The organism is Ruegeria sp. BG7 (genome assembly GCF_056535685.1).
Genome location: NZ_JBQFIU010000001.1, coordinates 18,957 through 34,391, shown reverse-complemented (window position 1 = coordinate 34,391; position 15,435 = coordinate 18,957). Strand labels below are relative to the sequence as shown.

Below are 15,435 nucleotides of genomic sequence, written 5' to 3'. Positions count from 1 at the left end.
CCTGCTCGGCGTTCATCGGCACGTTAGGCGCATGTGCCGCAGATGCAAGTCGCTTGTGCCCCAAACGCTTAGCCGATAACCATTCGCCCATGACAATGACCTCAACAGCTCCAGATGACCGTCAGGCCAAGCGTAACGTGGCCGTTTTGGTGGCCGCACAGGCCGTTCTGGGTGCACAAATGCCGATGATGTTCATTGTCGGCGGGCTGGCAGGCCAGTCGCTGGCCTCGAACCCGTGCCTTGCGACGTTGCCCATTTCCCTGATTGTTCTGGGATCCATGCTGGCGGCGACGCCGATCTCAGCCATAATGCAGCGCTGGGGCCGGCGCGCGGGGTTCCTTGTCGGTGCAACTGCGGGCGCATTGGGGGGGCTTGTGGGCGCATATGGCCTGTTCCTTGGGTCTTTCCCCGTCTTTCTAGTCGGCAGTCTGCTGACTGGCATCTACATGAGCGCACACGGGTTCTATCGTTTCGCCGCTGCGGACACAGCGTCGGACGCCTATCGCCCCAAGGCTATCTCCTATGTCATGGCCGGTGGCTTGGCTGCGGCGATCATTGGTCCGCAAATCGTGAAACTCACCTCTCAGGCCTATGTCATCCCGTTTCTCGGCACCTATCTGGCTGTGATCGGGATCAACGTTCTGGGCTCTGCCCTGTTCTTCTTTCTCGACATCCCAACACCACCAAAACCCACAGAGAACGAACCCAAAGGACGTTCACGGCTTGAGTTGCTGAAAACACCGCGTATCGCTGTTGCGATCATCTGTGCGATGGTGTCTTACGCGCTGATGAACCTTGTAATGACCTCGACCCCACTGGCCGTTGTTGGGTGTGGATTCTCGGCCAACGACGCAGCGGATATCGTTACAAGCCACGTGTTGGCCATGTACATCCCCAGTTTCTTTACCGGTCATCTAATCGCCCGTTTCGGGGTTGAAAAGGTCGTGGCGCTGGGCCTTGCCATTTTGGCAAGCGCCGGGGTTGTTGCCTTGCAAGGGGTTGAACTTGGGAACTTCTTCCTCGCGCTTGTTCTGCTGGGTATTGGGTGGAACTTTGGCTTTATAGGCGCAACGACGATGCTGGCAGATTCGCATGACCCGCAAGAGCGTGGACGGATGCAGGGCCTGAACGACCTGCTGGTTTTCGGAGGTGTCACATTGGCCTCGCTGGCCTCAGGCGGGTTGATGAACTGCTCGGGCGGCTCTGCGATCGAAGGCTGGACGGCAGTGAACCTGGCCATGGTGCCACTTCTCACGCTGGCGGGCGGCGCGTTGCTGTGGCTGGTGCTGCGTCCCGCCGACCCGGAACGGGCCTGATCACCAGCGCCCGCTGCTGACCGTCCACATCAGGGACACTCGCTGCCGCATTTCGCCCGGTATCAAAGCGCCAGCGGCAACACGCTCAGGCCGCGCAACGGCCTGCTTCAATACCCAGTCCGCCTGCCACCCGGCAGAAAGCGCAGGACGGGCTTCGGCAGAAATCGCAGCCCGGTTTGCCCTTGCCTTGTTCAATCGCCCCAGCGCAGATTGCGCAAGGGCACGCACCCCATCAGGAGTGCCATCCAACAAGGGAATCCGCCCCCTGTTTTCCAGTTCGGGAATCGCGCGAAGCCAGTTTGCAACACCAACGGCGTAACCAAAGTCGCGAAGAGCAACTTCATCCGCCATTCCCAGCGCTTGAGCCGAAGCCACAAACAACGACCCGGCGCTGTGGTTGATATAGGCGTCGAAATGTCCCTGATCTTCAAACGGATCACGGTATATATCCCAACGCCTTACGGCTACGTATTCATCCAGAACACCGGCAAGATGCGGCGACAGTACACGAGACAAAGGTGTTACAACTTCATGCCGTCGAACGGTGGTACCTTCGGCAATTTCCTGTAGGGCATCGCGCCACCATTGGAGCCGCATCTCGGCTATCATCGGTTCCTGTGTGACCCAGGGCGCGCGCGCCACTTCGACATTCAGTGCATAAATCGGGAACAGAACGGCGCGGGCCGCCACCGGGGCTGCCATTGCGGCACGGAATCGGTCAGGATCAGCCCGTTGTACCAGCGCGGCACAGGCTTTGACGTCGTCGTCAAAGACCACGCTCACTCAGCCGCTGCCTTCTGCGGGTCGCAATCACGCACAAGTTTCCACTGAATTGCATCCAGCAAAGCTTCGAACGATGCGTCGACTATGTTCGCGCTGACGCCCACGGTGGACCAGCGCCGCCCCTGCCCGTCTTCGCTGTCGATGATGACGCGCGTAACCGCTTCGGTCCCGCCTTGTGTGATCCGCACCTTGAAGTCGACCAACCGCATATCTGACAGGACTTGCGAATACCGCCCCAAATCCTTGGCCAAGGCTTTGGACAGAGCGTTCACCGGTCCCCGGTCGCTGCCAGAATCATCCATGGATTCGCTGACGGACAGTTTCTTTTCGCCATCCACTTTCACAACAACAACGGCCTCAGACAGACTGACCATCTTGTTGTACTTGTTCTTCCGCCGTTCAACCGTGACCTTGTAGCGTTTGACTTCAAAGAACTCGGGCAGTTGTCCCAGCTCGTCCCGCGCCAACAGCTCGAAACTGGCTTGCGCGGTGTCATAGGAATACCCATCCGCTTCGCGCGTTTTGATCCGTTCAAGGATCCGACCGAGCGCGGGATCACCCGCCTCGACACTCAGCCCGGCTTCGGTCAGACGTTTGCGCAGGTTCGACTGCCCGGCCTGGTTCGACATCGGAATGATGCGTGAGTTGCCCACACTTGCAGGCTCGACATGTTCGTAGGTCGACGGATCCTTTAGGATCGCACTGGCATGCAGCCCGGCCTTATGCGCAAAGGCAGACGCCCCCACATAGGCCGCCTGCTTGCTGGGAACCCGGTTCAGAACGTCATCCAGCATCCGGCTGATGCGGGTCAACCCCGCCAATGCATCCAGACTGACGCCGGTCTCAAACTGAGAAGCATAGGGTTCCTTCAGCAACAGCGTCGGAATCAAAGCCGTCAGGTTGGCATTGCCACAACGCTCTCCCAAACCGTTCAGCGTACCCTGAATCTGTCGCGCCCCTGCCTCGACCGCTGCCAGAGAACAAGCCACTGCGTTCTCGGTGTCGTTATGGGTGTGAATACCCAACCGATCACCGGGCAGCCCTGCCGAGATTACTTCTGACACAATCCGTCCGACCTCGGACGGCAAAGCACCACCATTTGTGTCGCACAGCACTACCCACCGCGCGCCCGCGTCCAGCGCGGCGCGACAGACCGCGACCGCATAATCAGGATTGTCCTTGTAGCCATCAAAGAAATGCTCGGCATCGAACAGCGCTTCGCGACCCTGCGCCACGATATGTGCAACCGAGGCGCGGACGTTCTCGACATTGTCCTCAAGCGAGATCCCCAACGCATGGGTCACGTGATAATCGTGCGACTTGCCCACCAGACAGACGGCCTGCGTACCCGCATTCATCACGGCTGCAAGCACATCGTCATTCTCAGCCGAGCGCCCTGCCCGCTTGGTCATTCCGAACGCCGTCAAACGGGCCGACGACTTTGGCGCAGCCTCGAAAAACGCGCTGTCGGTTGGGTTAGCACCGGGCCAGCCACCTTCGATGTAATCCACACCCAGTGCATCCAACTCCTGCGCGATTTGCACCTTTTCGGCGGTCGAGAACTGAACGCCCTGCGTTTGTTGTCCATCGCGCAGGGTGGTGTCGTAAAGGTAGAGGCGTTCTTTGGTCATCAAACCTCCTCCAGTTTGGAGGCATCGAACCCCGCACCGGGCACCAGTTCCACACCTTCCTTGGTCATGCGTACTTCAAGCCCTGCGGCAACATATGCGGCCTTGAGGCGGTCAACTTCCGAGAAATCCTTGTTCTGCATGGCTGACGCCCGTGCATTCGCCAAACGGTCCGCATGAGCAGTCAGGTCAACAGATGCCGTGTCCGCCCAGGCGCCCATCTCTGGCAGCAACAGCCCCAGCAACTGCGCGCTCGTCAACAGACCCGCTGCGTCACCGTCCGAGGCAAGACGGTACAGCTCGGTCATGGCACCTGCTGTGTTCAGATCATCGCTCAGCGCTGCGACCACCTCAGGTGCCGCGCTGGCGGCGGGCTCGACGCCCGCTGTCAGCGCCCGCCACTTGCGCAACGTCGCTTCGGCCTCACGCGCCTTTTTCTCGGTCCAATCCATCGGCTTGCGGTAATGGGTCTGCAGGAACACAAACCGGATCACCTCACCCGGCACGCCTTGCTCCAACAGATCGTGCACGGTGAAGAAATTGCCCAGCGATTTGGACATTTTCTTACCTTCGACCTGCAGCATCTCATTGTGCAGCCAGTAGCGCGCAAACTCACCTTCCGGGTGCGCGCAGCAGCTTTGCGCGATCTCGTTCTCGTGGTGCGGGAACATCAGGTCGTTGCCGCCGCCGTGAATGTCAAAGCTCTCGCCCAGCAGCTCATAGCTCATGGCCGAGCATTCGATATGCCAGCCCGGACGCCCCCGCCCCCACGGGCTGTCCCAACCCGGCAGTTCGTCGGTCGAGGGTTTCCACAACACGAAATCCATCGGGTTCTTCTTGTAGGGTGCCACCTCGACCCGCGCGCCTGCGATCATGTCATCGACCGAACGGCCCGACAGCTTGCCATAGCCCTCTTTCCAACTGTCGACAGCAAACAGGGCATGGCCTTCGGCGGCATAGGCATGGCCCTTTGCGATCAGCCCCTCGATCATCACAATCATCTGGTCGATGTATTGGGTCGCCCGCGGCATCTCGTTGGGTTCAAGAGTTCCCAAAGCGCCCATGTCGTGCAGATACCAGCCGATGGTCTCATCGGAACGCTCCTGCACCAACTGCTCTAACGTGCCTTCCGCGCCCGCCTGTTTACGCGCCAGCGCGGTGGCGTTGATCTTGTCGTCCACGTCAGTGAAATTGCGCACATAGGTCACGTGATCCGCGCCATAAACATGGCGCAGCAGACGATACAGCACGTCAAACACCACCACTGGGCGGGCGTTGCCCAGATGCGCGCGGTCATAGACTGTCGGACCACAGACATACATCCGCACATTTTCAGGGTCGATCGGAGCGAAGTCTTCCTTCGTCCGCGTCCGTGTGTTGTGCAGCTTGATCGTCGTCATCGGTCGGGCTCCTCAGAAACAGCATTCGCTTGCGCGTTGGCGCGGGCTTAGCAACTTGTCTCAGGGATGAAAACGAAAGAAACCGGCCCGCTTGATAAATCAGCAGGTAATGCAGCAGATAATGATGCAGGTCACCGGGTTCATGTGCATCGGTTAGCACGGGATCAGGTCCAAGCCAAGCATTGAGTTTGCGCACCCCCTCGGGCACAGTCCCCGATATGGACCGCGACTACATCAACTCCATTTGCCAAGAGTTCCCGGGGGCCGAGCTTTCTGACCCATGGGGCGGCGGCCATGATGCATGGAAAGTCGGTGGCAAGATGTTCGCCTGTATTGGCATCGCAAATGATGGGGTGTCCGTGAAAACACCGGACGTGGAAACGGCTCAGATGGTCATCGACGCTGGTGTCGGCGTAAAAGCCCCATATTTCCACCGCAGTTGGGTCCGCCTTCCTTTCGATGCAGAGGCTGAGGAACTGCGGCATCGACTGACCGTTTCTTACGACCTTGTCCGCGCATCGCTAACAAAAAAGCTGCAGGCGACCTTGCCGCCGCGAAGCTGATTGACAAAGGCGCACCGCTCTGCCCCATTCAGCGAAAGGCAATCCGGGAGCGGTCCAATGAACCTGTCAAAACGCATCACGCAGATCACCGGCGGTGGCAGCGACGGCTGGGACGTGTTCTATCGCGCCCGAAGGATGCTGAGCGAAGGTCAGGCCGTCACCGAGTTGACGATTGGCGAACATGACATTCGGACCGATCCATCGATCCTGCATGCGATGGATCTTTCTGCCCGTGAAGGGCACACCGGCTATGCCATGGTGCCCGGCACGGATCTTTTACGCGATACGGTCGCTGCACGTGTGCAAACGCATACGGGTGTACCCACAACGCGCAACAATGTTCTGATCACCCCCGGTGGGCAATCAGCCTTGTTTGCAGCCCATATGGCTGTCTGTGATCCGGGCGATGTAGGCCTGTTCCTCGATCCCTACTACGCCACGTACCCGGGCACGATTCGCGGGGTCGGAGCGGTTGCCCGCGCGGTTCAGACCGCGGTGGAAGATGCCTTTCAACCCAGCGCCGAAAGGATTGATTCTGCCGCTGACGGTGCCGTTTCGCTTTTGATCAATACACCCAACAATCCGACCGGAGTTGTCTATTCCCGTCAGTCACTTGAAGCGGTTGCAGAAGTTTGCCAACGGCGTGGACTTTGGCTGATTTCAGATGAGGTCTATGACACGCAAGTCTGGGAAGGCGAACACCTGTCGCCGCGCGCGTTGCCCGGCATGAAGGAACGGACGCTGGTTGTAGGGTCCATGTCCAAATCCCATGCCATGACGGGGTCGCGTTGTGGCTGGATCGTCGGTCCCGAAGAGGTCATCGCCCATCTGATCAACCTGGCCACCCACACGACCTACGGTGTGCCGGGCTTCATTCAGGACGCGTCTAGTTTTGCGCTGGCCGCAGGGTCCGAGTTGGAGGAGAAGATCGCCGCCCCGTTCCGCCGACGGCGGTCGATGGCGATGAAGATACTTCAGACGCAGGACACCGTTGGCCTGGTGCCGGCGCAAGGTGCGATGTACCTGATGCTGGACGTGCGCAAGACCGGATTGTCAGGGGAAGGGTTTGCCAACGCTCTGCTCGATTCGCACGCCATTGCCGTCATGCCGGGCGAAAGCTTTGGGGCGGCCGCCGCTGGGCACATTCGGGTGGCCATGACGGTTGATGATGATCGTTTTGCGAGTGCCATGAGAACGCTATGTTCATTTGCCGAACAGCTCGCAAAGCGCCACGCGGCTGAATAGAGTTCAAAAGCGGAACGTGGTGCGCAGGTTGAAAACGTTGGAATCCAGACGGCCATTGGAACGGGTGACATCGTCGAAATCCTGTCGCAGCGCCTCGCCGCTGATAACAAAATTCTCGCCGATCGGATAGGCAACGCCAATGCCGTAAACGGCTGCTGTGTCGTTATCGACCGAGGTTTCGGCGCGCGCCGCGCCGACAACCACATACCCAAGAGCGCTGCCGAAATCGTATCCACCGCGCAGCTTCAGACGAGTCATGCTGTCCAGGCTACCCTGGGTTGACCCTAAATCCAGAGAGAGGCGGTTGTATTCAAACTCGCCCCCCAGCACAAAGTTGCCAAAGTCCTGATCATACCCGATATGCGCCCCAAAAACGGTATCGTCACCGCTGGCACCCCCCGGTCCGTCCGCATCTGCATATCCAAAGCTGAGGCCGACATACCCACCTGTCCAGTCCTCAGCAAATACCGGGCTTGCGCTTGCGATGAAGGTCGCAGCAAACAGGACAGAAAGAGATTTTGCACACGGGTTCAAAGCTATGTCGCTCTTGTTTCGATCCAAAGACGCAAACGAATTCTAATCTGTGATCCACTCCTTCAGAATTCAATTTCAGGAGCGTAACGCTCAAAAGTAAGTGAATGCAGTATAACAGAATTCTTCCAAAACGGGAGAAAATCTAACCAACACTCTTCCACTCGGCAGATTACCGGCACAATCGTCAGCAAATTCCAACAAAGGTCGTAAACAGGACAGATTGTGTCGCAGCATTTTGGAAAGCATTGAGAAGTTGTTGAGAGGCCACATGACAGATCACGATTGGAAGATCAGCCTGGTTAGCCGCACCATCGGTGCGGATCGTGGCCGTGCCGCGCGGGGGCGACCGTAAGGGGGATTACCCTCACCCCAACGCATCACACAACGACCGGATTTTGAAATGAACGACCAATCCCGCAACACCTCACGCAGCGGTGGCCGCGCTGCCCGCCGCGCCGCCCGAGCCTCAGCCCTGCCTGACCATTTGCGCCCTATACGCCCCGGAATGGAAGGCGGCGTTCTGAATGTTCTGACGCAGGCACAGATTGAACGCATTCATGAGGCCGCCCTGACCGCGCTTGAAACCATTGGGCTGGCGGATGCCCCGCAAAGCGGCATCGACTACCTTGTGGGCGCCGGCTGCACCCTTGGCGACGACGGACGTATCCGGTTTCCGCGTGCGCTGGTCGAAGATACAATCGCCAAAGCAAACCGCTCGGTCACACTCTACAGTCGCGACGGGAAAACCGATCTCGAGCTGATGGGAACCAAGGTTCATTACGGCACTGCGGGCGCTGCCGTGTCTATGGTCGACGTACACGGACGGGAATACCGCGATTCAACTGTGCAGGACCTGCACGATGCCGCGCGAATCTGTCAACAACTTGATAACATTCACTTTGTTCAACGCCCTATGGTCTGCCGCGACATCGCGGACAATCTGGAAATGGACCTGAACACGATCTACGCCAGCTGTTCCGGCACTTTCAAACACATCGGAACCTCGTTCACGGAACCCAGCCACGTCGCGCCCGCGATGGAGATGATCTATATGATCGCGGGTGGTGAGGATAAGTACCGCGAGCGGCCTTTTGTATCGAATTCGAACTGCTTTGTGGTTCCGCCAATGAAATTCGCAACGGAAAGCTGCGAAGTGATGGAGGAATGCATCAAGGCCGGAATGCCTGTTCTGCTGCTCTCGGCTGGGATGGCCGGTGCCACCGCGCCCTCGACAATAGCCGGAGCTATCACTCAGGCAACCGCCGAATGCCTTGCTGGTTTGGTTTACGTAAACGCCGTAAGTCCCGGAGCACCAGCCGTTTTTGGCACTTGGCCCTTTGGTCTGGACCTACGGACAGGCGCGATGTCCATCGGGTCTGGAGAACAGGCCCTTCTGACGGCTGGATGCGCACAGATGCACCGGTTCTACGACCTGCCCGGCGGTGCGGCCGCAGGGGCATCGGATTCGAAACTTCCCGACATGCAGGCCGGTTGGGAACAGATGTGTTCAAACGTGATGGCGGGTCTGTCCGGTCTGAACATGGTGTACGAAGCGGCGGGCATGCACGCCTCGTTGCTGGGTTTCTGTTTCGAAAGCCTGATCCTCAGTGATGATCTGATCGGTCAGGCCCAACGCTGTGTACGCGGGATCGAGGTGACAGATGATACCCTCGCGCTAGACCAGATGGCCGAGGTCTGCATAGGCGGTCCCGGTCACTATCTTGGAACGGAAGCTACGCTCAGCCGGATGCAAGCTGACTATGTCTACCCGGTTTTCGGCGACCGGTCTTCGCCAAAAGAATGGGTTGAACTGGGCAAACCGGATCTGATCGACAAAGCCATAGCCCGAAAAGAAGAAATTCTATCCGCGCCATCCGAGGCCAGATTCGATCCGATGCTGGACATGGAATTGCGCGAAAAGTTCAAAATTCACCTGCCCGGATAACAGGAAACAGGCGGCCCGATGATGATCGGGCCGCCCTTACGTTTATCCGTCACTTGGCGGAAGCAAACCGGCTTCCTGTGCAACGGCCACTTCATCTGCGTCCAACGCGCCGTCGCCATTTGCATCCATGGCCGAGAAGGTGTCGGCATCCACGCTTGGTGCTACCACCTGCACTTCTTCAATCGTCAGAACGCCATCACCATTGGCATCTGCCGTCGATTGCGCCGATACGAGACCCGGCAAGGTCAAAGCAGCGATGGAAATCCCAATCAAATACTGCGGTTTCATTTTGGTGCCTCCTGATAGGTTGATTATCTTTCGTCCGGACAGGTCCCAGAAACACCGCAACACCTCAGTGCGTCACCCGTATTGCGCGAAATCCAGAGATTCGCGCCAATCCTTGCGTGTTTAGCCGAGTCGGGCGCGCAACGCGCCGCCGGGCAAAATTTCGCCTGACCCGTTTCGGCAGGTCTTGCCCGACGGATCCTAGGTAATCCGGCAGAACCACGCTTACGCAAGCAGCCCGGCACAAAGAAAGGGGCCGAAGCCCCCTGTCAGTTTCGCCTTCCAGGCTCATGTCGTTGACCGCCCGGTGTTTTTTTGCCTGCGGCCTGGACTGCGCATGGGGCGAGCGCACCCGCCCCGTGAAAGAGTGGGAGGGAGCAAATATTCCGCCCCACCCTGTTCCCGGCCAACACGGGCATGTCGGCCGAGTGGAAAAAGGCAAACTTGGTAAGTCTCAGTGCCTTTCTCCGTATTCGTCGGGGTCGGTAACCAAGGGCAGCGTCCGACCCCTACGCCCCGGGGTGCCGGGGCGTTAAGCCTTAGCTACACCCGCTTGTCGCGCCGCAGGTGTTGCATTTCATGCAGGTACCGTTGCGCACCAGCGTGTAGTTTCCGCATTCACCGCACGGGTCGCCCTCATAGCCTTGCATCTTTGCTTTGGTGCGGGCGTCCATGCCGGTTGCCACTGCAGTTTCAGCCACAGGTGCTTCGAATGCAGCCGCTGTTTCAGCCATCCCGTTCAGCTCAGCCTGACCAGCATTGAACACTGCCAGATCCTGAGGCAGACGCTTGCGCAGATAACCGGTCGAGCTGATTTGTTTCAGCACTTCCAATGACTTGGACGCAGCACTTTCACTGATCTCAGAGATGTTGGAAACACCTTCTTCTTCGCCTCGACCCAGATCGTCAAAGGTCGCGCCTTCGGGTTTCACATGCGCCAGATCGGTGCGGTCCAGGTAGGACACGGCCAATTCGCGGAAGATGTAATCCAGGATCGACGTTGCGTTCTTGATCGAATCGTTGCCCTGCACCATCCCTGCCGGTTCGAACTTGGTGAAGGTGAAGGCATCGACAAACTCTTCCAGCGGCACGCCGTATTGCAGACCGACCGACACGGCAATGGCGAAGTTATTCATCATCGCACGGAAGCCAGCGCCTTCCTTGTGCATGTCGATGAAGATCTCACCCAACTTGCCGTCTTCGAACTCACCAGTGCGCAAGTAAACCTTATGGCCGCCCACGATCGCCTTTTGGGTATAGCCCTTGCGGCGATGCGGCAGTTTCTCGCGGTGGCTGCGGATCATTTCCTTGACCACGACCTTCTCGATCACTTTCTCGGCCAGAACGACAGCTTTTTCCTGCGTCGAACCGCTTTCCAGCACTTCAGCCGCCTCGTCGTCATCCTCGACCAGCGCCGCGGCCAGAGGCTGCGACAGTTTCGAGCCATCACGATAGAGTGCGTTGGCTTTCACACCCAGAGACCAGCTGAGCTCGTATGCCTTCTGGCAATCCTCAATGGTTGCATCATTCGGCATATTGATCGTCTTCGAGATCGCGCCCGAGATGAAGCTCTGCGCGGCTGCCATCATGGTGATGTGACTATCAACCCCAAGGAAACGCTTGCCTTTCTTGCCACACGGGTTGGCGCAGTCGAAGATCGAATAGTGCTCTTCCTTCAGATGCGGCGCGCCTTCCAGCGTCATGGTTCCGCAAACGTGGTCGTTGGCTGCATCGATATCCGCGCGGGTAAAGCCCAGATGGCGCAGCAGATCAAAAGTCGGGTCATTCAGCTTGGTCGCCGGGATGCCCAGAACGCCGGTACAGAAATCCTCGCCCAGTGTCCATTGGTTAAAGACAAAGCGGATGTCAAAGGCGCTTTCCAGTGCAGCATCCACTTTCGCTAGTTCATTGGGGCCAAAGCCGTGACCGGTCAGCGAGGTGTGGTTGATCCCCGGCGCGTTGCCAATGGTGCCGTGACCAACCGCGTAGCCCACGATCTCTTCGATCTGAGATGAGGAATAACCCAGCTTCTCCAGCGCCGACGGCACCGAGCGGTTGATGATTTTGAAGTAACCGCCACCGGCCAGCTTCTTGAATTTGACCAGAGCAAAGTCCGGCTCGATCCCGGTGGTGTCACAGTCCATCACCAGACCGATGGTGCCGGTGGGCGCGATCACGGTGGCCTGCGCGTTGCGATAGCCGTTTTTCTCACCCAGGCTCAGCGCCTCGTCCCAAGCGGACATGGCCAGATCGATCAGACGCTTGTCCGGGCAGTTGCCGTGGTCCAGAGGCACCGGCTTGACCGCCAGTTTCTCATAGCCCTCGGTTACACCCTGCGACGCACGGCGGTGGTTGCGGATGACGCGCAGCATGTGATCAGCGTTGCGCTCGTAACCTTTGAAGGCGCCCAGTTCTCCGGCGATCTCAGCCGACGTTGCATAGGCCACACCAGTCATGATCGCAGTCAGTGCGCCACAGATGGCCCGGCCCTCGTCCGAGTCGTAGCTGTAGCCCATGTTCATCAGCAGACCGCCGATATTGGCATAGCCCAGACCCAAGGTGCGGAAGTCATAGGACAGTTGCGCAATCTCTTTCGACGGGAACTGCGCCATTGTTACCGAGATTTCCAGTGTCAGGGTCCACAGACGCGAGGCGTGCATATAGTCCGCCGCCTGGAACTCACCATCCTTGAGGAAGGTCAGCAAGTTCATCGACGCCAGGTTACAGGCCGTGTCATCAAGGAACATATATTCCGAGCACGGGTTCGAGCCGCGAATCTCGCCATCATTGGGGCATGTGTGCCATTCGTTTACTGTGTCGTGAAACTGGATGCCCGGATCGGCGCATGCCCATGCGGCGTGACCGACCTTTTCCCACAGATCGCGCGCTTTGACTGTTCGGGCGACCTTGCCGTCGGTGCGGTTGATCAGTTCCCAATCGGCGTCCTTTTCGACAGCGGTCAGGAACGCATTGGTGACGCGGATCGAGTTGTTCGAGTTCTGGCCTGAGACCGAGCTGTAGGCTTCCGAATCCCAGTCCGTATCGTAGGTCGGGAATTCGATGCTGTCGTGACCCTGCTTGGCATAATCCAGAACGCGTTTGATGTAAGTCTCTGGGATCGCTATTTTTTTCGCTTCGCGCACTGCCTTTTTCAACGCGTCGTTCGCGTTTGGATCATAAGCATCATCTGCCGAGCCGTCCCACGAACGGATGGCCTCGAAAATGCCGTTCAGCATCTTTTCGTGCATCTTCGATCCGGCAACGATCGAGGCCACTTTCTGCTCTTCGATCACCTTCCATTCGATGAATTGCTCGATGTCCGGGTGATCCGCATCGACGATCACCATCTTTGCTGCTCGACGGGTTGTCCCGCCTGATTTGATCGCGCCAGCAGCGCGGTCGCCGATTTTGAGAAAGCCCATCAGGCCCGAAGATTTGCCGCCACCCGACAACGCCTCGCCCTCTGCGCGCAGATGGCTGAAGTTGGTCCCGGTACCCGAGCCGTATTTGAACAGGCGCGCCTCGCGCACCCACAGATCCATGATGCCGCCTTCGTTCACCAGATCATCATCAACGGACTGGATGAAACACGCGTGCGGCTGCGGATGCTCGTACGCGGATTTCGATTTGGTCAGTTTGCCGGTTTTGTAATCGACATAGTGGTGCCCCTGCGCCGGTCCGTCGATTCCATAGGCCCAGTGCAGACCTGTGTTGAACCACTGAGGACTGTTCGGTGCGGCGCGCTGGGTCGCCAGCATATAGCGCATCTCGTCAAAATAGGCACGCGCGTCTTCTTCATCCGAGAAGTATCCGCCCTTCCAGCCCCAATAGGCCCATGCACCCGCCAGACGATCGAACACCTGCTTGGACGAGGTTTCTCCGTCAAATTCAGCGCCTTCGGCAGGGACCGAACGCCACAGGAATTCTGGAACGTCTTTTTCTTTGACCTTCTTCAGCTTGCTGGGAACGCCTGCCTTGCGGAAGTATTTCTGAGCGATCACGTCGCTTGCCACCTGCGACCAGCTTGCGGGTACTTCAATGTTATCCAGGCGGAATACAATCGTTCCATCCGGGTTACGGATTTCAGACGTTGCAGACACGAAATCAAGGTCCGAGTAGGCATCCTGATCTGGTTTGGTGAATTTTCTGTCAATCTTCATGTCCGCAGCCCTGGTTAAATTCCGCCCAATTTTCAGTTCCCGGCACCAAATGTTGTGTTGCAGGGTGCCGCCCACAACGCCCAGAGTTATACGGACAAGGGCATCCTTCGCTGTCAAAGACAGCGGAAAAACCGCAAAAACGGCGCACTTAAATTAGATGTGCTTTCCGACCCTCGCCTGCTGCCTCTTCCAGCTTCAACACCAGATATTGTGGCAATCTCTTCGGCTCATACAATTTGGCGTATGAACACATATAAGGTCAACGCCCTTTTTCCGCCTTTTTTGAAATCTTTTTTGTTGACCTGACGACGTTTCAAGAATGTGACCCAACGGTGCGCGATTCCTCCACAGGATCATCCACGGCAAATTTTCGCCGAAACCTCAAAGTCTCAAATCGAATTCCCGTTTTTGCCAGCATAGTTATCTGCATTTGATCAACCAATGCGACAACGTCTAGGCTGATCGGGAATCATCTGGTTCTGTTCTGAGGCGTTCGAATTTGATCGCGGCCCGTTCGTTCAATTGTGAAAAGGTCCAAAGGTATGAAGCTGTTCACCTTTATTCCGTTCTTGGCCTGTATCGTGGCCTGCGCACCACAAGATGTGCCCGATGCGTCACGCAGCGCCCAGTTCGAAACGTATCCGCAAAGACTGTTTGATGTTTTTGAAACCAGTTGTTCCGGTCCGGGGGAATCTTTTGAAAGAACCAGCGGCCAAACATTTGAATGCCGCGAGTTTCTGCCCGCAGAGGCATCTGCCTATTTGATTCTGAATTACGACGGCAATCCTCAGGACCTGCCACAAAGCGTTATGCGCCTGACATCAAGCAAGAACGCTGACGGTTACCGCATAGATGCAAACGTGTTCTTCAAAGTCCCGCAGAGAACCGGTTCTGTGGTCGAAGTGCCATTGGACAGCACCGAGCTGGATCAGTCGATCAGCCGGCTGTTCCAAGCAATGGGCGGTTCGCCCTCATGATTGAGTGGAAGTGGTCGGGGCGGCAGGATTCGAACCTACGACCCCCTGTACCCAAAACAGGTGCGCTACCAGACTGCGCCACGCCCCGGACCGTGCGCCTTCCTAACGATGCCAATCTGATTTGAAAAGCCCTAACAGGGCCAAATTGCAGGACCTGACGAAAAAATTTCGTGCTGCATCTGTGTGCCGGGCGTAATGGAATAGCGCGCCGACAATCCGGCGTTGATTTCCAGCACTGCAAAAACGGAATCTCCGCCTTCGATTGGGGTCAGATCGCCAGGAATCGCCCCCTCATGCACGCGCGTTACCAAGCCTGTGCGATCCAGAAAAATCATGTCCAGGGGAATCAAAGTGTTCTTCATCCAGAACGCGACACGTTGAGGCGGGTCAAACACAAACAGCATACCTGATCGATTCGGGAGCGTTTCGCGAAACATCAACCCTTGGGAGCGTTCCTGAGGTGTAACGGCAAGTTCGACGTCAAAACGCACCGTTGCGTAGTCATTTCGCAAGGTAACACGATCAGCGCTGCACGCTGCAAACGCCCCACCCGTCCAAAGCACTAGGAACAGGGGCAGAAGCGTCAGAAACCGTTTCAT

Annotated in this window: 12 protein-coding genes and 1 tRNA gene; 5 read left to right on the top strand and 8 right to left on the bottom strand. The window is 57.6% G+C overall.

The window, feature by feature from the left end:
- The first annotated feature begins 89 nt into the window (after positions 1-89).
- Complete coding sequence (locus tag ACR3EH_RS00150; protein WP_171183337.1) at positions 90-1,316, top strand: MFS transporter; 1,227 nt, start codon at positions 90-92, stop codon at positions 1,314-1,316.
- On the opposite strand, the gene ACR3EH_RS00145 is transcribed toward ACR3EH_RS00150, so the two are convergent.
- From ACR3EH_RS00145 to cysS, 3 genes are read right to left on the bottom strand one after another with little or no spacing between them, the layout of a single operon-like run.
- Positions 1,317-2,093 (bottom strand): squalene/phytoene synthase family protein, encoded by a 777-nt coding sequence (locus tag ACR3EH_RS00145; protein ID WP_171183641.1) that lies wholly within the window; start codon positions 2,091-2,093, stop codon positions 1,317-1,319. It abuts the gene before it with no gap.
- A 2-nt stretch (positions 2,094-2,095) separates the two neighbouring features.
- Positions 2,096-3,730: a citramalate synthase gene (cimA, locus tag ACR3EH_RS00140; RefSeq protein WP_171183339.1), complete on the bottom strand. Its 1,635-nt coding sequence runs from the start codon at positions 3,728-3,730 to the stop codon at positions 2,096-2,098.
- Positions 3,730-5,127 carry a cysteine--tRNA ligase gene (gene cysS / locus ACR3EH_RS00135; protein WP_171675577.1) on the bottom strand — a complete coding sequence of 466 codons (1,398 nt, stop codon included), beginning with the start codon at positions 5,125-5,127 and terminating at the stop codon, positions 3,730-3,732. Before cysS ends, cimA begins: the two co-directional genes overlap by 1 nt.
- A 218-nt stretch (positions 5,128-5,345) precedes the next feature.
- Here cysS and ACR3EH_RS00130 point away from each other — a divergent pair, with 218 nt between their 5' ends.
- Positions 5,346-5,690: an MmcQ/YjbR family DNA-binding protein gene (locus ACR3EH_RS00130; RefSeq protein ID WP_171183643.1), complete on the top strand. Its 345-nt coding sequence runs from the start codon at positions 5,346-5,348 to the stop codon at positions 5,688-5,690.
- 57 nt (positions 5,691-5,747) lie between these two features.
- Complete coding sequence (locus ACR3EH_RS00125) at positions 5,748-6,935, top strand: pyridoxal phosphate-dependent aminotransferase (RefSeq protein ID WP_171675579.1); 1,188 nt, start codon at positions 5,748-5,750, stop codon at positions 6,933-6,935.
- Positions 6,936-6,938: 3 nt separating this feature from the next.
- Here the strand turns inward: ACR3EH_RS00125 and ACR3EH_RS00120 are convergent, their stop codons facing one another.
- Entirely contained in the window at positions 6,939-7,469 is a 531-nt protein-coding gene (locus ACR3EH_RS00120) for an outer membrane protein (RefSeq protein ID WP_253746401.1), read from the bottom strand.
- Positions 7,470-7,869: 400 nt separating this feature from the next.
- Between ACR3EH_RS00120 and ACR3EH_RS00115 the strand changes: the two genes are divergently transcribed.
- Positions 7,870-9,414, top strand: coding sequence for a trimethylamine methyltransferase family protein (locus tag ACR3EH_RS00115; protein ID WP_171183345.1), 1,545 nt, complete (start codon positions 7,870-7,872; stop codon positions 9,412-9,414).
- Between the two features lie 42 nt (positions 9,415-9,456).
- On the opposite strand, the gene ACR3EH_RS00110 is transcribed toward ACR3EH_RS00115, so the two are convergent.
- Together ACR3EH_RS00110 and ACR3EH_RS00105 are read right to left on the bottom strand one after the other, a co-directional pair.
- Positions 9,457-9,702, bottom strand: a complete 246-nt coding sequence (locus ACR3EH_RS00110) for an EF-hand domain-containing protein (RefSeq protein ID WP_171090220.1) — start codon at positions 9,700-9,702, stop codon at positions 9,457-9,459.
- 536 nt (positions 9,703-10,238) lie between these two features.
- Complete coding sequence (locus ACR3EH_RS00105) at positions 10,239-13,859, bottom strand: vitamin B12-dependent ribonucleotide reductase (protein WP_171183347.1); 3,621 nt, start codon at positions 13,857-13,859, stop codon at positions 10,239-10,241.
- Positions 13,860-14,401: 542 nt separating this feature from the next.
- Here ACR3EH_RS00105 and ACR3EH_RS00100 point away from each other — a divergent pair.
- The gene (locus ACR3EH_RS00100) at positions 14,402-14,836 is read left to right on the top strand and encodes a hypothetical protein (RefSeq protein ID WP_171105261.1); all 435 of its coding nucleotides are present in this window, start codon (positions 14,402-14,404) and stop codon (positions 14,834-14,836) included.
- Positions 14,837-14,847: 11 nt separating this feature from the next.
- Here ACR3EH_RS00100 and ACR3EH_RS00095 read toward each other — a convergent pair.
- Positions 14,848-14,924, bottom strand: a tRNA-Pro gene (locus ACR3EH_RS00095).
- Between the two features lie 43 nt (positions 14,925-14,967).
- Entirely contained in the window at positions 14,968-15,435 is a 468-nt protein-coding gene (locus ACR3EH_RS00090; protein WP_171183349.1) for a DUF192 domain-containing protein, read from the bottom strand.